Genomic DNA, 20,001 nt, shown 5'->3' on the forward strand with positions numbered 1-20,001 from the left:
ATTGTGTCCATGAAAATTAATGTTGATCCTCCCAAAAGCTTAATGTTCAATTCATTTTTCATTATGTTTGTGGTTCACTCGGCACAAACTGGTGTCGGTATCGCGGGTCTTCCGAGAATCGTTTTTCTTGAAGCCGGTAACGATGCATGGATTTCCATCCTTATTGCCGGTATCATGCTCACAATTTCAACGGCAATCATTGTACTACTTTTAAAGAATTATGAAAGTGCTGATCTTTATGGCATCCATAAGGATCTTTTCGGAAAGTGGATTGGCAGTTTTTTCAGCCTCATCTATATCGGATACATGGTAGTAATCACTTACCTTGTTATCATGCATTATACCGAAATGGTACAGGCCTGGATTTTCCCTCAGATGCCTACTTGGCTGCTTTCTGCTCTATTGATCTTCCTTGGGGTATACGCTGTGTTGGGAGGAGTCAGAATCATAGTGGGATTAAGCTTTATGGCTTTTATCCTGACAGCCTGGCTTATTTTTGTCATCTATGCTCCCTTGAAATACATGGATTATACTCATTACTTCCCGATAATGGATCATAGTTGGAAAGAGCTTGGGATGGGAACCTATAAGACCGCATTCTCTGTTATTGGATTCGAACTTCTCCTTCTTCTCTACCCTTATGTAAAAGACAAAAAAAAGGTCTTGAAATTTTCTTTATTTGGCATTGCCTACACCACCTTCATCTATTTTGTAGTCACCTTTGTTTCCATAGGATTCTTCTCTGAAATGACATTAGAGAAGACGATCTGGCCTGTACTTTCGATGTTCAAAATTGTCCGCATCCCTAACCTTGAACGGTTTGAATTTATCGCGGTATCCTACTGGATGCTGGTCATCCTTCCGAATATCTGCTTATACCTTTGGGCTGCGACCAGAGGTGTGAAAAGAGTATTCGGTTTTAAGCAAAAGAAAGCAATCTATCTATTTGCAGTACTTTTGTGGATCAGCACATTCTTTATTGACCAGAGAATTGAAATGAATACTTTCACGGATAAAGTTGCTACAGTGAGCTTTGGGCTCACTTTCATATATCCCTCATTGCTACTAGGATTAGTTCTGATAAAGAAGTTTTTCAAAAAGAAGAAGGGGGAATCTCTATGAAAAAGCTTCCTTTGATATTTTCAATCCTATTGGCTTCGACTTTGCTGAGCAGTTGTGTAGAAACAAGATACCTGGAAAAACAGGGACTGATCACCGGAGTTGGGTACGACGTGTCAGAAAAAGAAAAGAAAATCAAGGGAACCATCGTGTTCTATCAGTTCAACCCATCCATGAAAAACTTATCTACTGTTATTTCATCAGATGCAGAAACAAGTAAAGGGATCAGGATGTCTGCCAACATGGAGACTGACCATAATTTGGTTTCGGGACAACTGCGGGTTGCTCTGTATGGTGAAGAGATTGCAAAAGCTGGCATTAACTCCCTTGTTGACTCTCTTTCGAGGGATGCTTCTATAGGAAATATGATATTTTTAGCCGTGGCCAGTCCAACTGCAAATGAAATCCTGTCATTCCAGCCAAAGAGCCAGCCCACCAATATGGGAACATACCTATATAATTTAATGCAGCTGAATATACAGAACGAAGTGATACCCAATCCAACCCTCCAAGAATTTATGACTAGCTATGGTTCGGTTGGAAAAGACCCCATCCTCCCCTACCTTTCTATTGTTAAAGGAAAGGTTGGCATCACCGGCTTCGCACTGTTTTCTGATGATAAACAGGTGGGTGTGCTGGAACGGGAGAAAATCTTTTATGTTCGCTCATTACTTAACTCATTAAAAACTGGCACCACAGAAGTAGAGATACCCAGGGATAAGTTTGAAAAAGAGATAGAACAGGCGGAACCTCAGAGGAATCATAAAGATGAAGAGAACACAATGGAAGAAAATTTCCATATAACAATGGATAATATTAAAAATGATTATAAAATTAATTTAGTTGATAAAAGTATACCTTCTTTCGATATTAAGCTGGAATTAGAGTCAAGGATCCTTGAAATGACTGTCCCTCTCAATTTATCAGAAGCCAAAGTTCTTAGAAAGCTGGAATCTGAATTGGAAAATTCGATGAAAGAGGAAGGAATGAAAGTAATTAGAGAATTGCAGGAGACAGGTTCTGACCCCATCGGATTCGGCACACACTACAGGGCTTCAAGCAGGGGGAAAGAAGTGACCAAGAAAATATGGGCAGAAAAATATCCTGAAGCAGAGTTCAATCTGAATATAGAGTTAAAAATCGTCCGGACAGGGATTATTGATTGACCCATCCATATGCAACGAGTCTCTTGGTATTCATAGAGTAAACAACTTAGCGAAAACAGCTTCATTGGCGATGGATAAATTACTAGTAGTTTTAAAAGAAGAATGTACCACTATTCCTTCAGTCGATGATATCTTTTGCATTAAGCCGGATCTGCTAATAAGGGAAAACTCTCCTTGGTAAATTACTAGAGATTTTCCCCACATCTACTTTCTGATCACTTCCTTGCTGCGGCAGCTTCGGCTTTCTAAAATGTACTTTAGTTCTCGCCATATGGATGTTTTCCCTATTTACTTTTAAGTGCCACGTTATTCTAATCGTAAATTATGGAATTTTGTCCCTGCACAGCTGCGGCAACTATTATGTTCTCTCGTCCAGGTAAACCGCCTAAATGACGTAAGATTTGAAACTCTTTCATTTGTATATATCAAACCTGTCAATTTTGCATTATAATGTCATCATTAGCAGAATTTTGGAGGTTTGAATGTCAATATATCACGTTTTTCAAAAAAAATGTTCTATAATTATATTTTGGGTTCGCTGATAGCCGTTCTCGGGGTCGGCTCCGTTTTCATCTTTCAGACTTTGGAACTTCCCGCTGGAGAATATCAATATATGATTTTCACAATATTCCTCTCACTCATTACCATGTTTTTAACTGAATACCTTGTCTACAGCAGGCATATCCGACCGATAAAAGCCATCTACAAGGATCAACAACATTCTTTAGAAGCCCTTGAACGAGCTTTCAACCACAGTTTGAACTTTCCTGTGCTGACGGTCAGAAGAATCATGCTTCCCCATTTCCTAGGGCTGGCTGTCCCTGCGACTGTCCTCACTTATCTATTCATTCATGCGGAACTTTTGAACTTGCCTTATATCTATATTGGCTATGCCTGGGCAGGAGCATTCCTCGTCGCTACAATGCATGCACTCATTGAATTTTATTTAACATTTATAACCGCTGCTCCTCTTATTACAGATCTAGCGGATAAGGCGCAGAAATTATATAAAATTGATCTTTTTAAAGATAAACCCTTTTACCTCAGTTTAAAAAGAAAGCTATTGGCAGGTTCCCTTTTCCTTGCCCTTTTCCCGGTATTGCTTTTCAGTCTTGCATCACAAATCCGCCTTTCAATCACATCGGTATCTCAATCAGATTATTGGAGCTGGGCTGGACTGCTGATTCTGATCATTGTGGTGCTCGCCCTCCTGGGGACCATCCTTCTTTTCAGTAACATCGAACGTCCTGTAAAAGAGCTGCAAACGGGATTCCAAAATATTGAACAAGGAAAGCTGAAACAATTGAAAAATCCATATTCAGATGAATTTTCCGACCTTGTCAATGGTTTTAACAACATGGTGGCCTCCATACAAGTGAAAGACAAGAAAAATGAGCAATTGATAGCCAGTTTCTTTGATGTCATAGCAGGGGCATTGGATGCCAGGGACCCTTACACTGCCGGACATTCCAAACGCGTCGCCCATTACTCCTCAGAAATTGCTGAAAGTGCCGGTTGGGCTCCAGACAAGATCGAATTACTTAGAAAGTCCGCCCTTCTTCACGATATTGGAAAAATCGGTATACGTGATGATGTCCTGCTGAAGGAAGGAAGACTGTCAGAGGAAGAGTTCGCCCAGATTAAGCGGCACCCTGTAATAGGCGCCAAGATACTTGATGGAATTGATTTGACAGAGGAGCTTCTCCCCATCCTCCCCGGAATCAAGTATCACCATGAAAGGATAGATGGAAAAGGGTACCCGGAAGGACTTTCCGCGAATCAAATACCGGAATTTGGAAGGTTGATTGCCGTTGCGGATGCTTATGATGCCATGACATCTGACAGACCTTACAGGAGAGGAATGAGCCCATTGAAAGCTTTATCCATTCTTCAAGAAGGAAAAGGGACTCAATGGGATGCTGATTTTGTGGAGCATTTCATCTCAATACAGCAAACGCAAATAGCCAAAACGGCTTCTGCCAACAGGTAGAAGCTTCTTCTTTGTTAAACAGGAAATAATAAAGTAGATTATTGTGTAAGCCATTAAGTTTCAGCGCCCGAGGGTCTGTATCCACTTGAACGGACTCAGCCCCTTGACTCAAATGACCAGGAGAGAATAATAGGAAAGAACCTCTTTATTCTCCGGATCATTTGCCTTTCAGGGGCTGACCAGGGCGCTTCTGCTTTTGTTCTTTAGTTTAGAACACTATAATTACAAGTTTTAAAGGGAAGAATAAAGAGAATATATAGAGGAAGGGACTAGATAGAGTCCTTTCAGTATTTTTTAGGAGTGAAATGTATGCCTGAGGGAAAATGGTTTCGCAGGGGCTATGCCGTTGCACTGATATTATTAATCATCTATTTGGGTACTTTGGTGGACTTCATCTTTACCCCCATCACCGTTTTGATCACAGCTCTGTTCGGTCCAATTGTGCTGGGAGGTATCTTTTATTACCTATTGCGGCCGCTTGTCAATTTGCTGGCCAAAAAAATGCCAAGACCCTTAGCCATCATGCTCATCTATCTGGCTGTAATCGGTTTGTTTACTGGAGTGATTTTCTATGTCGGTCCTATATTTCAGAGACAAATCAACAGCCTGATTGAAAACACGCCGCAGCTTATTCAGAATTTCCGTGATGCCCTGCTGAATTTGCAGCAAAATGAATGGGTTTCCCGGTTCCAGAACGGAGAGCAGTTCTCTTTTGAAGAGATTACCAACCGTCTGACAGACTACCTGGACGAAACGGCATCTACACTTGGCAGCAACCTGATGAATATCATCAGTACTGTGACCAATATTGTGGTTTTAATCATCCTGATTCCTTTCGTCCTTTATTATATGTTGAAAGATGGAAACAAGCTATCTGGAAGAATTTTAAAGCTCGTTCCCCATAAACATGAAACTGAAGGAAAGAAAGTACTTAGTGATATGGATGAAGCACTAAGCTCTTACATCCAAGGACAAGTAATTGTAAGTTTTTGTGTAGGTGTACTGGTTTACATCGGATACTTGATTATCGGCCTGGAATATTCACTGGTCATTGCCTTGTTGACAATGCTGACTAATGTCATTCCATTCATCGGTCCGTTTATCAGCTCTGTTCCGGCAGTCATTGTCGGCTTCCTTCAAGAACCGATTATGGCCTTGTGGGTCATCATCGTTATCCTGGTTGTTCAGCAGATTGAAGGAAATCTAATATCTCCTCAAGTCATGGGCAGGAAACTCGATATACATCCATTGACCATCATTCTTCTCTTAGTCGCAGCAGGAAAATTTGCAGGCTTCCTCGGTCTGCTTCTTGCGGTACCGACATACGCAATTTTGAAAGTTATATTTACACATGTCTACCGGTTCATCAAGTTGAGAACAGATTTATAACACAAGGTTCCGAAACACTATGAAAAAAGCAGGAATGAGAGGTGTCCACTTCATTCCTGCTTTTTTAAAGTATTGCTCCTGAAAGTTGAAAGTATCCTGCATATTACAGTGCCGGATATATAGAAAAGTACCAAGATTTAAAAATAATTCTCCTGTTATGAAAAAGCTGATTTCGCATATAGTGCTGCTTTCGGAAAAATTCCAAGAGTTGGATTCCCCTCTGCTAATAAGGTTTTCTCTCTAATCCGAGAAAGTTTACGAAAAGAGCCTATGAAAAAGAGAAATCATCTTTCAAACACAACGGAAAACCTCTGTTTCTCTTCTTCTGTAAAATCTTTCACACTTTCACCCTCCATGAGGATCAGACCATGATATTGCTGCAAATCATCGTCACACGCTTCGCAAAAAACCTTTTCTCCCTCATTCCAGAAGGCCGCAGTATTCTTTTTATGCTTTGCGTGTTGATACTTCTGTCTATAATCCTCAACAAGGTTCATAAATTTCTCAAAGGCATCTTTTTCACTTGTATAGTGTATTTCCTCTTTAATATCCTTTTTCCAATCAGAAAAGAACCACCAAGGTTCCGCTTCCCCTGAAATCTTGACTATTTTCCATGATGTCATTGAAAACACCTCCGAATCCTACGGATAAATTGTACAAAATTTTCGCCAGGATAGAAAATCATTTGCTTAAGTTTAACTATGAACAGAAGTAGATTCACCTTTTAGACAAGTTTTAGAAGGACAAGGCATATAGTGATACTGATAAAGGAGGTTTTTCAATGAAATTTTTTGTATTTAAAAAAGGGTCTCTTATTCTTTTTATTATGGGGTTTATAGCCCTCTCGCTGGGTGCATTCTGGATGTTGATGCCTAAGGAGTCTTATCCGACTGTAACGATGAGTGGAGATAACCCGAATGTACAAGTGATTGAAATGGTCACCGGAGAGTTCTCGTCTGAAACTGAGAGCGGAGAAAAGATTGAATCATACAGATGGGATCCGGGAACAATTGTAGTAGAAAAAGGCAAAGAAGTACAATTCCGTATCTATGGAGTAAACGGGAGGGCCCATCCGTTTTATATTGAGGGCACTGATGTAAGGGGAACTGTAAAAAAGGGGAAGAGTCGATTTTCAATGTGACATTTGATAAAAAAGGAACCTACAGGCTTGTTTGTGAAACGCATGAAAAGATTGAGAATGGAGGGCCGATGATCGGATATATTGTCGTCAAATAAAATGAGACTGTCTCATCAACCGTTTGACCAGTTATTACCGGCCAGACAGATGAGACAGACTTTTTAAAATAGATTTTCCACTCCGGTTAAACCTAAGAAAACTGCTGCCAAGCCACCCGCATAACTCAGGGCCAGATAGTAAATCGCTCTTCTTCGTTCTCCGCTAATTCCCAAAGTTAAAGCCTCTACCATAAAAGTTGAATAAGTTGTGAATGCACCAAGAAACCCTATTCCGAGAAAAGCATATGCTTTCCCTTCAATTTCCAAACCCAGAAGCACACCAAGCAAAAATGCACCTGCCCAATTAACCGTTAGTGTACCCAGGGGAAGACTTTGACGAAAACGACGCTTGATGACAGAACTGATTGCAAATCGGCTGACTGCTCCCAAGAACCCGCCAGCTGCTATTGCCAATAGAATCATCCTCTCTCTCCTCTCCGCTTTCCTGTTTGAAATCCAGCCCAGGCAAATACAAGTCCACCAAGTAAACTTAGGATTAAATATAAAAATGCCAAGTAGAAATGTCCGCTTTTCAGCATCAATACCGTTTCTGCACTAAAAGCAGAGAAAGTAGTGAATGAACCAATCATTCCCGTTCCAGCAGCCGCTGCCATTTCAGTTGATACCCTGCCGTTCTTCAGCCATGCTTCTGTCAATAGCCCCAACAAAAAAGATCCTGCCAAGTTGGCCGCAAGCGTTCCATAAGGAAACACAGGAGGATTAATGCCAAGTAACAGATTGCCCATGAGGTACCTTAACAGGCTGCCTGCCGCCCCGCCTAATCCTATAAGAAAATAGATCATAACCATATCCCTCTCACTATGTAGATGAAAAGCTGTCCTGCCTATTTGTAGAAATAATTCCAAATAAAATACTTCTAAAAATACGAAAAGCACACTCCCCTATTGTAACTCTATGGAGTCGCAATAAAAAGAAGTGTGCCTCTATTCAAGTCTTACTATATTTTTCCCTTTGGTTTGTATGATTTACACACCGGGTTCAATCATTGATAAATTGCCCTAAGACAATGAAAGCCCTTCCTCTCAGTCATCCTTATGGCTCCTAGGCCATGCCAGTGAGAATTAGGGGAAAATCTAGCAATAACATGTATCATACAAATCTCATTCTGATTGCATCGGATAATGTTGAGCCTTTTTTGCTGGATTGAAAAAGGCCTCCTTATCTTCTCCGGATCAAATCGTCCGGTCAGCATAAGGATCAAAAAAATCGATCAAGCTGTAGTTGATCTTCAGAAGAAAATTTTTCGATGTACTACTACGGAGATTAGTAGTCAGTAAGACCTGACTTATGGCGTTTCTTCACCACAAATAATAACTATACACTTTTCTGTAAGTCTTGTCAACATGTGATCGCCCTGTTTTAAAAAGACTGCTGGTTTCACCGTCGGCATCTTGTCTCATATATTGCAGAACGAATAAAAATTCCCCTCTTTTCGAAAAAAATGCGGCCGTTAGAAAAGTGATGGATTTCCACTTCAGGCGAACGACTCCGCGGGGCGGGCGGTGAGCCTCCTCGGCTTCATAAAAAGCGGAAGCGGCCGTTCAGCGACGTAAAGATTGCAGGGCTCTCGCATGAGATAAAGGAATCATGAAGAGCGTTAGCGGTTCGATGAAGACTTATCTATATAAAGCGGAAATGCCCCGCTCAGCGGCGTACGGACTGGACTGACTCCGCATGAGATAAAGGAAACACAACAAACGTAGTGAGTTGATGTTGACTTATCGCAAGGAGGAGGCAGGAAAGTCCGCTAGCCGTTGGGGCCTAGCAGCTAGATTAGCAAGGAGAGAGACCGAAATCTGCTAGTCGCTGGCCGCTGGAGCTAGATGCGCCTGTGGGGTTACGTTCCAGTGGGTACGTAACCTTGGTCTCACCTTTCATCAAAAGTGGAAGCGCCCTGCTCAGGCCCGACAGGCAAGTGTTCTCTTGAGGTTATTTGACCCCGAGGGGCTGGGCGCTGGAACTAGACGTCACGCTAGTCCCCAGGAGGTCACGAACCTTCCGTTCCAATCAAATCATTGCTAGCATTTCTATAGTTAACTGCATCTCGTTAATATTAATTTTAGCGCAAAAGTGTATAGATAATTGTGCCACATATATTGAAGAATAAGTAGATCTTTCATTTGCTATTCAGGAAACATCTTGTATTACCAATTATCAGATTTACCAGCAATACCGTTAAATCAACAAAAAAGGAGTTTCAAATCGCAGTGAATATGACACTCCTTTTGATGTGTAATTGTTAGTTTTGTAATCGAAAACAGAAACCGTTAATAAAATAGACTGTTTTCGTATTAATTTTCCTTTCGGGAAATCCAATTACAGGATCCCCCCGAATAGTAAGGTTTTTCTTTCTAAATAGATTGTCCTATGCAAGCATCCGCCAAAACAGAAAAATCTAAAACGCCCTGGACAGTTACCCAGGGCGTATACTAATAAAATTATTTTTGTATCAAACGAATCCACGGAATATCTTGAGATTCTCCTCTGGATTAGTTAAGGTTATCCTGCTGTTCTCTTATTCCTGAATGCGCCGGCGGCGGCAATCAACAAAAGACCAAAATAAAGATAAACAGGATATAGAACAAGCTGGCTGTTTACATGGCTGCTGCTTTCATCTTGTACCTCCTCCTTTTCCCTGTCTTCTGGTTCTTCAGGAAAGGCAGGAAGCATGCTTAGCAGTTGTTCATCACCATCCAAGGTATAGACCAAACCGCCCTTGCCATCAATTGCAATCAGGTCTTCCTCTCCCATTAAACTGGTATAAACAATCTCCTTGTCTGAGAAAAACTCTTTCCCGTCGATGGCATACCTTTCCCCTTCAGGAATAATATTATGCCTGAATTGATTCAGTCCATACTTCAGCAAAGCCTCTGTATCCTGATAGACAGCCGCCTTGGATTGGGCTTTTAATAAAACGACAGCGATAGAGAGGTTTTCGCTGGCGGCAGTGGTAACAAGGGTGTGTTTCGATTCATCCACGTATCCGTTTTTACCGCCGGTCACTTCAGGGAAAACCATTTCCCCTTTAACCATCTTATGGTGGTTAAATAGAGTCGTCTCCCAGCCTTCCCCTTTCCACTCTACCTGTTTCAAAGAGAACAGTTCCTGAAAATCTTCATTTTTCATAGCATATGCGATTATTAGCGCCATATCACCGGCGGTAGTATAGTGATCTTCCTCATATAGACCATGAGGATTAGTGAAATGGCTGTTTTGGACCCCTGCCTTCTCCTCCAGGAATTTATTGATATTTTTGCTGAAGTTTTCGACAGAACCATCCAAATGCTCTGCGATGGCTGCAGAAGCATCATTTCCTGAGTTAATCATCATTCCGATTAAAAGCTGCTTAAGGGACATTTGTTCTCCTTCAATTAAATAAACAGATGATCCCCCTGTCTCAGCTGCCTCCTTGCTGATGGTCACCATGCTGTCCAGTTCTCCCTTTTCAATGGCGTATACAGCTGTGGCTACTTTCGTAATGCTGGCAGGAGACATGCGCTTATTGGCATTTTTAGAATAAAGAACTGTCCCTGTATCTGTGTCTATCATGATTCCGCTTTCGCTTAATAGATTTGAGGGCTTTTGATTCTCTTCTGTTTCTGCCATCACTGATGGTATAAAGGAGTAAAATAATATGAGTGCAATTACGAACTTTTTCACAGAAGGATGTCCCTCCTAAAAATTATTTAAAATAACATTAAACATTTTATCAGAAAATTGCGCTTCTCAATCATTGAAATCAAAATTTAATAAAGCTGTGAACGTTTCGTTATGGGCATGAATCGAAAGACCATTCATAAAATGGAAGATTAACCATTTCTCTGTTAGGGAATAAAAGAAATGACGCTTTTACAGGAGGATTGACATGAAGAGAAAAGTACACATTATTGTTGAAGGACATGTTCAGGGAGTAGGGTTCCGACACTTTACAAAAACCAAGGCAGATGAACTGGATATTACAGGGTGGGCCAAGAATCTGGATAATGGCGCTGTAGAAATCAAAGCTCAAGGACAAGAATCCCCTATTGAGGAATTTGTCACGTTTGTCAAAAACGGAGCTAGCCCTTCTTCAAGAGTGGACGTTTGCCATATAAATGAACTGCATACAGATGATCAAGCGGAAAAGAGATTTAAAACCCTTTAGGTTGAAAGAACGCACTTCTTGAGCAGTTGGTCATGGCTGCAGGAGTATCCATGGCAGCTATCATAACATAGGCGATTCCGTTCCTCTTTCCAAAAATTTAAAGCTGACCCTGCAGCAGGTCAGTTTTTCTTTTTCCTACACAACTCAAGAGAAAATTATCCTGTAACTTATTCTTAGATATTTGCAGGATTTTTGAAACTTTTATAGTATTCATTCGTAATAAATAGTATTGAAGCGTTTAATAAAGTACGATTTAAGGAGTAGATCATATGAAATCGCTGCCTCTAACGTTCTTAAAACTTTTTTTAGGAATTAATGGGTTTTTCATTGCTTTTCTTGTAATGATTTTCGGATTTGAACAGTCGTTTCCAGCAGGGATGGTTGGCGGAATTGCCGCTGCCTTTCTAGCCTCCACACTCGGGAAATGGGTATACACAAAGAGATTTCTTAAGAAAAACGGAATTTCCTTACAGGATTACCGTTATATCGATAAAAATCTGAAAGAAGCCAAATCAAAAATCAAACGTCTGCAGAAGGCTCAGTTCCAAGTCCGATCCCTGGGTGCCTTCAAACAGATTCTTGAGCTGAACAGACTCGCCCGAAGGATATATGCCATTGTCCGCAAAGAGCCCAAGAAGTTTTACCAAAGCGAACAATTTTTCTTCTATCATTTGGACTCTGTGGTGGAGCTTTCGGAAAAATATACTTACCTTGCCACACAGCCAATTAAAAATGATCAAGTATTTCAATCAATAAAAGATGCCAAGCGCACACTCCACTCTCTGGAGGATTCGCTTCAAGAAGACCTGATGAGTGTCCTTTCCAATGACATCCAAACCTTGGATTTCGAACTGGATGTAGCACGGAAAAACAAAAATAAAAGGAGCAATCTCATGAACTCAAATCATTCAACTGACTATAAAAATGATGATTTAGAAAGTCTTTTGGCAGATCCTTTTGCCGGGAATAAATCTGAAGAAACTGGAGTCATCAATGCGCCTGTCATGCTTGCCGACCGCCTTACACCTGAACACAGGCAGAAAGCGCAGGATATCGCTAAGCAAATCGACATCGGTAACAGCCAGGCAATTCTGGAGTACGGGACTGCCGCACAGACACAAATGTCTAACTTCTCCCACTCCATGCTTGACCATGTTCAAAAGAAAGATGTAGGTCCTATAGGTGATGTTCTGAACGATTTAATGAAAAGGCTGAAAGAGATGAATCCCGAGGAACTTTCTGACGAGAAAAAAGGATTCGTTAAAAGAATGTTTGGGAAGTTGTCCAGTTCCATCCAAGAGGTCCTGTCTAAATATCAAAAAATCGGAAGTCAAGTTGATCGAATCTCTGTGAAGCTTGAGCATTCCAAAAATGTTCTTATTGATGATAACCGGTTCCTGGATGAATTGTACGATAAAAACAAAACTTATTTTCAATCCCTGAATATTTATATTGCTGCAGCAGAACTGAAGCATGAGGAGTTAACGACTGTTACCATTCCTGCTTTAAGGCGGAAAGCTGAATCTTCACAAGATGATATGGGATATCAAGAAGTCAATGACGCCATGCAATTTCTTGACCGCCTGGAAAAAAGGATTCATGATTTAAAAATCAGCAGACAGATGACCATTCAGACAGCGCCTCAGATCCGTTTGATCCAAAATACAAATGGCGCACTTGCAGAAAAGATACAATCTTCAATTTTGACAAGTATCCCTCTATGGAAAAATCAGATTGCTATCGCACTAACACTGTTCCATCAGAAGAAAGCTGTTCAAGCACAGAAACAAGTTTCAGATACCACCAACGAGTTATTATTGAAAAACTCTCAAATGCTTAAAACAAACAGCATAGAAGCAGCAAAAGAGAATGAGCGGGCTATCATAGATATGGAAACATTGAAGAAAACCCAGGAAAATCTAATTTCCACAATTGAAGAAACATTGAGGATCCAGCAAGAAGGACGTTCGAAGAGACAACAAGCGGAAAAAGAATTGATTTCCATGGAAAATGATCTGAAGAACAAGCTCCTGCATCTTAAATGAGACAATAAAAAAAGGCTGAACCACAGTAACGGGTTTTGTTTTCGAGTACAAAACTAACAATTTCACATTAAAAGGAGTGTCAAATAGCTTTGAATTTGACACTCCTTTTTTGGTGACTTAACGGTATTCTTACTGGAAAATCTAGTCAAATGATGCTATAAAATGTATTTTAAATAGCAAATGACTGAGATTCTTGTTCTTCACGATTGGTGACGCAATTTCCTATACACTTTTTATTCCCACTATTAATATGAAGGAGAGTTGTTAATTAAACTTTTTGTCGATAGCAGTTATACCGTCAGCTGCCATCACCAATATCAGCCCTAGTTCAAAGGTGTGATGCAAGTGCAATTCTTCCATTAAGCCTCCTCCCTTTAGAATAGTATCAAAATGTATGTAATTGAAATTGAGAGTTGTTCACTTGTTCACTTGTTTTCTCATGAACTATTGGCTTATTTCTATATATTATCCGTTACAGCTTTCAGCAAAACTATAATAAAAATGCCTGCCACAATACGAGGCAGGCTTTCCTTAAATACTTTTAATCAACAGGCGTCTCAGCAGAGGAAAGAGGACATCGGGGAGCTCTTCCACATCTGATACTAGAATGCTGAATTTCCCATAGATATTTTCAATCATTTTCCGCTGAGCTTCCGTTATGTCTTCATTTGAAAGGAAGACATTGATCACTTCAATACCCTGTTTTCTGGCTTGCAAAACCGCTTCATGTGTATCCACGATCCCATTCTGTTCATAGCTGAAGGCAGCTGGTTCACCATCTGAAAATACCAGGAGGAACTTCTGTTTTTCACTTCGCTGCTGCAGTCTTTCTGTCATCAACCTGATTGCAAAACCATCACGGTTATCCTCTTCTGGCTGCAGGCTCATGATTTCGGCGCCGGTTCCCGGCTTTAGACTGCTCCTGAAATCAAGAACGGCTTTCATATAGTTCGGCTGTTTTGTCTCTGTTGCATGGTTCGTATCTTCCCAGAATCCCACTACTTCATGTGGAACCCTTACTGATTTTAAGGATTCATGAAATAAGGTGATACCGAGCTTTGTTTGCTCCATTTTGTCATACATCGAGGCTGAACAATCTACCAAAAGGGAGAAGACGGCGTCAATTTCTGTTGATGGATTTTGTTTCTTATGAAAGAGTCTCGGGTTGTCATCTGTCAAAAATCTCAGCAGCTTCTTATTCAACCGTCCGAAATGCAGGTCACTTCTTGGCTGGATTTTCTTATGTTCCAACGTTTTTTCAATCATTTTCTGAAGCTTCTTCTTGTACGGAGAAATCAATCCTTTATTATTATCATAGGATTTCATTTCTTCATAGTTCGGGACATCGGGTTTCAAGAAAACCGGATAGGCGAATCGGTTTTCTTTTCCGTATTCTGTCTCCCCGCCACCTTTTTCCTCATCGCGGTCCTGCCGGGCTGCTTCCATTTGAGAAAAATCCTTATTAGCGGTCTCTTGCGATGAGCCTTGGACCATACCAAGCGCTTGATCACCTTCATCTCCTTCTCTGACTCCATTGCCCATTAAATCCGATTTCGAACCTTGATCAAGGTCAAATTGGAGGAAAGAATCCCCTTTATCACTTGTTTCCCTGTGCCAGGTCCTCATTTCTTCCTCAAACACTTCTTCTTCTCCAGTACTTTTTTCCTCAAGAGTATTATCATTTTGAAGAGGATCTTTTCTTTTTAAATCTTCTATGGTCACTCCTTGCTCATCTGGGGAGTACACTTTTTCAGGAAGATGAAAATACTCATTCAGCATATCTTTTTCAAGAATCTCCTCGAATACTTCCATTAATTCAAGACAAATTCTACTGACATCTCCAGTCGAAGTTGTTTCATACAACTTGGATAGAGTACTGCTAATATAAGGCATGGCAAGGTCAATCCGCTCATTGATGGATGAAGCTTGTTCCAAAGGTGACTTTGCATTGAGAATAAGATAAATACTGTTAAACAAAGAGTCTGTAAACACACTTTTCACTAGATTTACTTTTAATTGTGATTGAAAATGCTGTCGGTACAGGCTTCTTCTCGTTGCAAAAGCCTTTTTTGTACCTGGCCTCTCCCTCTTGCAAATCTCCTCCAAGCGAATGTCTTCACCCAGAACAAATAATTGTTTGCCAAGGCTTGGAAGACGTGTCGACTTCACCTTTTGGATGTACTTAGCAGTTTCTGCAACATTTGTATGTTTTAAATTGCCGATTGTCCTTAGAAAAATATCACTTTTTAATCCATGAAGTTCTTCCAGCTTGCTTCTGTGATCCCAAAAGTGTGTTACAAAGACTTTTTCATTGTTGATATCCAAGTAGGAATGAGGTCCATACTCGAGCTCCATCTCGCTGTTTTTGGACAGGGTCTTGACCAGGTCAGAAAGTTCCATAAATAGAAATGAATCGATTGTTTCATCGTTGAACTGAATAAATCTCTGCATGCAATCAACCCTTACTCAAATAAAGTTTCTGCGATATTTAGGATGGCGGCTTTTTCTCTATCATCCTCCAGCTTGTCAATGATACCCCTCTGAATTGCTCTCAGTGAAGGAAGATAAACAGCAAGATCGCAGGCATCAATCAGCGCCCTTATGGAAGCAGCTTCTTCAGAAATCTGTCCATTCCGAACCTGTACCAGCAAATCTGAGGACAAGGAGATGAACTTCTCTACCAGCTTTTCGTCCTGGAGTTTACTTTGTGCCATAAGGACGGTCTTTAATGTTTTACCGCTTATATAAGGAACATCAATGACCACGAACCTGTTTTTCAATGCTTCATTCAAAGGAACGGTTCCAACGTACCCTTCATTAATCGCAGCTACAACCCCGAATGTTTCGGCAGCTTTGATGACTTCTCCAGTAAACGGATTCGTAATCATCCTTCGATAGTCAAGCACCCCATTGAGAATCGGGAGTGTTTCAGGCTTCGCCATATTGATTTCATCTATATAAAGAAGGTGACCTTTTTTCATCGCTTCGATTACAGGGCCTTCAATGAATTCAATTGTATTCCTGCCGTCCCTTTCGGCAATCGTCTTGTAACCAAGCAAGGCTTCAGCATCCATATCAACGGAACAATTGATACTGTGCATCGGCTGAGCAAATAGAGATGAAAGAGTTTCCGCAAGCTTTGTTTTTCCAGATCCAGTCGGCCCTTTCAGCAGCACATTCTTTCCCATGGCTATGGCGATCACTGCATCTTCCAAGACAGCCGAGTCTTCTGCTGTATATCCCCCTTCCCCAATCAGTGTCACATCTTCACTATTGGCAAATTTGCCTTTTCTATTAATTAAAATTCCTGAAATAGCTTCAGGCAATTGATGATGTATAGACATAATAATACTTCCTTCCTATAACGTAATTCTGCACTAGAGACCATTCTACATGTAAAAACGTTTACACTGCAACGATTGTAGTTTTATGAGTTTCGGAGCGGTTGCAAGGAGTGAAGAAAACAGGTGATTCCTTTAAAATCAACCATAAGAATGGATTATCATAGCACCGTTTTCCGCCAACCATCCTGCCTGGGCACAAACCAAGCAATGTGCTTATATCTCACCACAGAAAATACAACCCTACTTGTTGTTTTACCCTATCATACCCAAAAAAAGGAGTGAATCGCTTATGCAATTCACTCCTTTTTATAATTCCTTCCTAGTTACGCTTCTTCAAAGTAATCTTTATAGAAGCCGCCCATCTTACCGCTGTCATCAATGACAAAAACATAATCTTCTGATTCGTTTTTAACCTCGTAGGTTTTACCGGGTGTTAACACATTTTCAACTTTGTACTTTGCAGCGTTTGTATGTATACATTTTACGGTTTTGATGGAAGGACGGTTTGTCCAATCTCGATGAATCATTATAGATTCTCCTTTCACTGTCTTTCTCTTTAGTATATTCTCCAAAGTCAGGCAGTTCAATAGCCTCTCTGTACATTGGACAGTATTTTTACTATCTCAAGCCTTCCTTTGGATAAGGACAACGGGCTGTCTCGTTATCTTATTAGATGTTATAGTAAGAATATACATTATTTGAGAGGTTGTAAGCAATGAAAAAACTATTAAACCGGCTGCTGGCCACCTTGATTTGTGTGTCTTTGATTTATTCTGCTGCACACCGTCCGACTGAACAGGATTTTAATAGATGGCTTAAGAATGAATACGGTCTTTCCTGCGGTGCCGCTTCTTGTACAATGAAGGATGGGGAATCAGATGAATTCCGGACTCTCATTATAACAGGTTCAAGAACTAAAGACGGATACCTCCTGTTTAATACTGTGTCAAGAACATTCGAAGGCAAAGAAGGAAAGCGGACAATCATCAAGGCTATCGGTTTTTTGGGAGGATATTATCCCCTTGTGGAAGAGATTGACCACAGCATGCCCAGCGGTTAATTCTATTCCCCTCCTTTTACGATGGACCGTGATGACCGTCTCCTCTTCCGGTAATAAAGATACCCAATCATAATGAACATCACAGCACCAGCCGCGGCAGCTATTGCGATGGATAGGTTTTCAATGATCAGCGTGAACGTAGAGGGAAAAAGCCTTCCTATTTGAAAATAAATCATGCACCAAATAAATGCAGCAGGATAAGCCGCCATCATGAAGGTGCGAAAGGATATTCCTGAAGCACCAGCTATATAAGGCATCACCAAGCGGACCCCAGGGATAAAATAACTAAAGGAAATCCCGATTGGCCCGTACTTTTTTAACCATGATTGAGCTTTACGGAACAGCCTTTGCGATTTGGAGGTTTCCATTTTACTCAGAACACGAACCTTTGCCAATCTCCCGACTCCATAACCAAAAGTTCCTGAACTTATGATCCCCATGTAGGTTGATGTAAAAGCTAGTGAAGGCGAATACCCCCTCCATTCCGTCAGCACGCCGGAAAAGGCAGCGGCTGCTTCATTGGGGAGCGGCAGCCCGATGAAAATCAACCAGCTGAAAATAAACATGGCAAAATAGCCTAAATCATCTACGAGTTCTATCAATAGAGCCATGCTCTTCCTCCTGTCTTAAAAAGCTATCAGGTTGTTTATCTATTATACACCCAATAATCATATTCGGCGTATAGATTAAATCCCAGCTTTTTTAAAACAGGAGATGAATGGCCTTGTCTGGCTTGGCAAGTTGCAAGCACAGCCCCTTTATTTTTGGCATGCTTCAATCGGAAGTTGACCATTTCAGTATAAATCCCCTGATGTCTGTATTCGGAAAGCACCCCGCTCCCGTTCATAAACATCGTCCTGCCATCGCTGCTGAACCTGTAATTACTGTATCCTGCCGGTTCGGAATCCTTGCGCGCCAGGATATAACCCCCATTCCTGTAGGGAGAAGCAATATAATTTTTCCTTTGTTCAAAAAGATTGGCATATTGGTCTTTATGATAATTCCAAACGATTGAAGACACTTCTACTAAATCATGAATCTCCTCGTCAGTTTTTACATTTGTCAATTGGATACTGCTGTTTTGGGAATTTTCTGCAGGCATATCATTCAACTCTTTCAACATGAAAGCAAGCCCGTCATATCTGTCTGTGATTTCAAATCCATCCTGCTCTAAAATAGGAGCAACTCGGCGGCTCTCAGACCTTTCCAGCCAAAGACTGAAATGATTCTCACCAAAAAAGCTCTTCACCTTCCCCCATTTTTCCATTAGGGTGTCAGAATCCGATGAGGTTAACTCTATCACTTTATTGCTGAACACATTCTTCATTCTTGGGTTTTTTACCGCTTTCAACCCGGGTTGATCGATTGTTTCTGTATAAGAGGGTATCCATTCTTTTTCATAATCCCAATGGTGGGCACCGATAGCATTTATAATTTCCTCGTTTTTCATTATTTTCACCTTTATCATAATTACTTTTCGATCCTTTTGATTCTGATATAATTAATGAAGGCCGCGTCAGTTCAGCCTGAAACCTCATACCGATTTTAAAAGGGCTGTTCTGCAAGCGGGCAATAATATATCCGGCTATTCACAATTTATTCGGATAAAAGCCCTACAACTTCCTGTTCGGACATACCCAATAATAGAAGCTGTTTCTTTAATTTTTGATGATACTCCTGGCTGACAAAAGGTCTGGAGCCCCTCAAGATCTCTCTGGCATAATGAGCAGGCGGCCGGGTTTCTTTCCCCCTATGATTCACAATGAAAGTCAGCACATTTGGAATCACCACATCATTGACTTCCACGTTCACAAGTGCGGCACGATATCTGCCTGGTACCACACCCTCTCTTTCATAAAGATAGTCAACGGCCTGGAAAGGAAGCCTGTATACTATGCCTTCTGTCGAGCCGCCATCTTCTATGATATCTCCCCGTCCTCCATCTTCCACTATGAAGGTATATTTCATTGAGTAACCCTTCAAAGTCCCTTTACCCAGTGGTTCCTGGAAATGGTGATCAACCCCCGCAAGCTTGAACCTTTCGAGATCCATGCAAGATCCATAGGCAAAGTAAAGAAGAGATTCCGGTCTTTTTTCCATAAAGGTATGTAATGTCCAGTCCCCTGACGCTATATGTTCTTTGAAAAGAGAGGATTGAAACCCGGTATAATAGATGACTTCAACCACACCTTTATCTGCTTGGACATCCGCTGTGTGTCTTAAATAAAGGTTGTCATCCCTGTTTTCTTGGTAGTCTTCCAAATCATCAATTGCTTTCAGTACATTTTGGTTGATTTCATATATTTCTCCAAACACCCTGGCATTTCCTTCTTTAAGAGCTGGATAGCCTTCACCGGTATCGTATAGCTCACCTTTAATCCATGCCTGCTCAGAGACCAGTCTGGAATTATTTAAATAGTGATGGTATTTTTGATTTTTCCTTAAGGATCCGTAGACAAAAATTTTCATATTTCTATGTGTCCTCCC

The 20,001-nt window shown here is 40.9% G+C and carries 19 protein-coding genes and 1 pseudogene; 10 read left to right on the forward strand and 10 right to left on the reverse strand.

Going from position 1 to position 20,001, the window contains the following annotated elements:
* Positions 1-9: 9 nt before the first annotated feature.
* The 4 genes from B9Z54_RS15290 to B9Z54_RS15305 all read left to right on the forward strand — a co-directional run bounded on the left by B9Z54_RS15290 (position 10) and on the right by B9Z54_RS15305 (position 5,664).
* Positions 10-1,122: a GerAB/ArcD/ProY family transporter gene (locus B9Z54_RS15290; protein ID WP_113929201.1), complete on the forward strand. Its 1,113-nt coding sequence runs from the start codon at positions 10-12 to the stop codon at positions 1,120-1,122.
* A complete protein-coding gene (locus B9Z54_RS15295; RefSeq protein ID WP_113929202.1) occupies positions 1,119-2,285 on the forward strand; it encodes a Ger(x)C family spore germination protein in 1,167 nt (388 codons plus the stop codon). The genes B9Z54_RS15290 and B9Z54_RS15295 overlap by 4 nt, the downstream gene beginning before the upstream one ends.
* A gap of 478 nt (positions 2,286-2,763) precedes the next feature.
* Positions 2,764-4,275 carry an HD-GYP domain-containing protein gene (locus B9Z54_RS15300; protein WP_240189950.1) on the forward strand — a complete coding sequence of 504 codons (1,512 nt, stop codon included), beginning with the start codon at positions 2,764-2,766 and terminating at the stop codon, positions 4,273-4,275.
* Positions 4,276-4,584: 309 nt separating this feature from the next.
* The gene (locus B9Z54_RS15305) at positions 4,585-5,664 is read left to right on the forward strand and encodes an AI-2E family transporter (RefSeq protein ID WP_113929204.1); all 1,080 of its coding nucleotides are present in this window, start codon (positions 4,585-4,587) and stop codon (positions 5,662-5,664) included.
* A gap of 284 nt (positions 5,665-5,948) precedes the next feature.
* Here the strand turns inward: B9Z54_RS15305 and B9Z54_RS15310 are convergent, their stop codons facing one another.
* Complete coding sequence (locus B9Z54_RS15310; protein ID WP_113929205.1) at positions 5,949-6,287, reverse strand: DUF1033 family protein; 339 nt, start codon at positions 6,285-6,287, stop codon at positions 5,949-5,951.
* Between the two features lie 158 nt (positions 6,288-6,445).
* Here B9Z54_RS15310 and B9Z54_RS15315 point away from each other — a divergent pair, with 158 nt between their 5' ends.
* Positions 6,446-6,805, forward strand: coding sequence for a hypothetical protein (locus tag B9Z54_RS15315; protein ID WP_240189951.1), 360 nt, complete (start codon positions 6,446-6,448; stop codon positions 6,803-6,805).
* Positions 6,802-6,900, forward strand: a complete 99-nt coding sequence (locus tag B9Z54_RS26710; protein WP_481747800.1) for a cupredoxin domain-containing protein — start codon at positions 6,802-6,804, stop codon at positions 6,898-6,900. The genes B9Z54_RS15315 and B9Z54_RS26710 overlap by 4 nt, the downstream gene beginning before the upstream one ends.
* A gap of 63 nt (positions 6,901-6,963) precedes the next feature.
* On the opposite strand, the gene B9Z54_RS15320 is transcribed toward B9Z54_RS26710, so the two are convergent.
* The 3 genes from B9Z54_RS15320 to B9Z54_RS15330 all read right to left on the reverse strand — a co-directional run bounded on the left by B9Z54_RS15320 (position 6,964) and on the right by B9Z54_RS15330 (position 10,581).
* Complete coding sequence (locus tag B9Z54_RS15320; RefSeq protein WP_113929206.1) at positions 6,964-7,323, reverse strand: fluoride efflux transporter FluC; 360 nt, start codon at positions 7,321-7,323, stop codon at positions 6,964-6,966.
* Entirely contained in the window at positions 7,320-7,703 is a 384-nt protein-coding gene (gene crcB, locus B9Z54_RS15325) for a fluoride efflux transporter CrcB (RefSeq protein ID WP_113929207.1), read from the reverse strand. Before crcB ends, B9Z54_RS15320 begins: the two co-directional genes overlap by 4 nt.
* A 1,717-nt stretch (positions 7,704-9,420) precedes the next feature.
* A complete protein-coding gene (locus B9Z54_RS15330) occupies positions 9,421-10,581 on the reverse strand; it encodes a D-alanyl-D-alanine carboxypeptidase family protein (protein ID WP_113929208.1) in 1,161 nt (386 codons plus the stop codon).
* Positions 10,582-10,786: 205 nt separating this feature from the next.
* On the opposite strand from B9Z54_RS15330, the gene B9Z54_RS15335 reads away from it, so the two are divergent.
* The 3 genes and pseudogenes from B9Z54_RS15335 (at position 10,787) to B9Z54_RS25795 (ending at position 13,110) form a co-directional block, all read left to right on the forward strand.
* The gene (locus B9Z54_RS15335; protein ID WP_113929209.1) at positions 10,787-11,065 is read left to right on the forward strand and encodes an acylphosphatase; all 279 of its coding nucleotides are present in this window, start codon (positions 10,787-10,789) and stop codon (positions 11,063-11,065) included.
* A gap of 269 nt (positions 11,066-11,334) precedes the next feature.
* A pseudogene (locus tag B9Z54_RS25790) lies at positions 11,335-11,916 on the forward strand (5-bromo-4-chloroindolyl phosphate hydrolysis family protein); the annotation flags it as partial.
* A 42-nt stretch (positions 11,917-11,958) separates the two neighbouring features.
* Positions 11,959-13,110 (forward strand): toxic anion resistance protein, encoded by a 1,152-nt coding sequence (locus B9Z54_RS25795; protein ID WP_148952832.1) that lies wholly within the window; start codon positions 11,959-11,961, stop codon positions 13,108-13,110.
* Between the two features lie 531 nt (positions 13,111-13,641).
* Here the strand turns inward: B9Z54_RS25795 and B9Z54_RS15345 are convergent.
* The 3 genes from B9Z54_RS15345 to B9Z54_RS15355 form a co-directional block, all read right to left on the reverse strand.
* Positions 13,642-15,561, reverse strand: coding sequence for a vWA domain-containing protein (locus B9Z54_RS15345; RefSeq protein WP_113929211.1), 1,920 nt, complete (start codon positions 15,559-15,561; stop codon positions 13,642-13,644).
* Positions 15,562-15,572: 11 nt separating this feature from the next.
* On the reverse strand, positions 15,573-16,454 hold the full coding sequence (locus B9Z54_RS15350; RefSeq protein ID WP_113929212.1) for an ATP-binding protein: 882 nt from the start codon (positions 16,452-16,454) through the stop codon (positions 15,573-15,575).
* 323 nt (positions 16,455-16,777) lie between these two features.
* On the reverse strand, positions 16,778-16,981 hold the full coding sequence (locus B9Z54_RS15355) for a DUF6501 family protein (RefSeq protein WP_113929213.1): 204 nt from the start codon (positions 16,979-16,981) through the stop codon (positions 16,778-16,780).
* 188 nt (positions 16,982-17,169) lie between these two features.
* Here B9Z54_RS15355 and B9Z54_RS15360 point away from each other — a divergent pair, with 188 nt between their 5' ends.
* The gene (locus B9Z54_RS15360) at positions 17,170-17,514 is read left to right on the forward strand and encodes a hypothetical protein (protein ID WP_113929214.1); all 345 of its coding nucleotides are present in this window, start codon (positions 17,170-17,172) and stop codon (positions 17,512-17,514) included.
* 2 nt (positions 17,515-17,516) lie between these two features.
* On the opposite strand, the gene B9Z54_RS15365 is transcribed toward B9Z54_RS15360, so the two are convergent.
* The 3 genes from B9Z54_RS15365 to B9Z54_RS15375 all read right to left on the reverse strand — a co-directional run bounded on the left by B9Z54_RS15365 (position 17,517) and on the right by B9Z54_RS15375 (position 19,983).
* Entirely contained in the window at positions 17,517-18,125 is a 609-nt protein-coding gene (locus tag B9Z54_RS15365; protein ID WP_113929215.1) for a DedA family protein, read from the reverse strand.
* 35 nt (positions 18,126-18,160) lie between these two features.
* Entirely contained in the window at positions 18,161-18,964 is an 804-nt protein-coding gene (locus B9Z54_RS15370) for a GNAT family N-acetyltransferase (protein WP_162785249.1), read from the reverse strand.
* Between the two features lie 146 nt (positions 18,965-19,110).
* The gene (locus tag B9Z54_RS15375; protein ID WP_113929217.1) at positions 19,111-19,983 is read right to left on the reverse strand and encodes a gamma-glutamylcyclotransferase family protein; all 873 of its coding nucleotides are present in this window, start codon (positions 19,981-19,983) and stop codon (positions 19,111-19,113) included.
* Between the last annotated feature and the right edge of the window lie 18 nt (positions 19,984-20,001).

The organism is Bacillus sp. P14.5, assembly GCF_003316765.1.
Taxonomy (GTDB): Bacteria; Bacillota; Bacilli; order Bacillales; family Bacillaceae_B; genus Rossellomorea.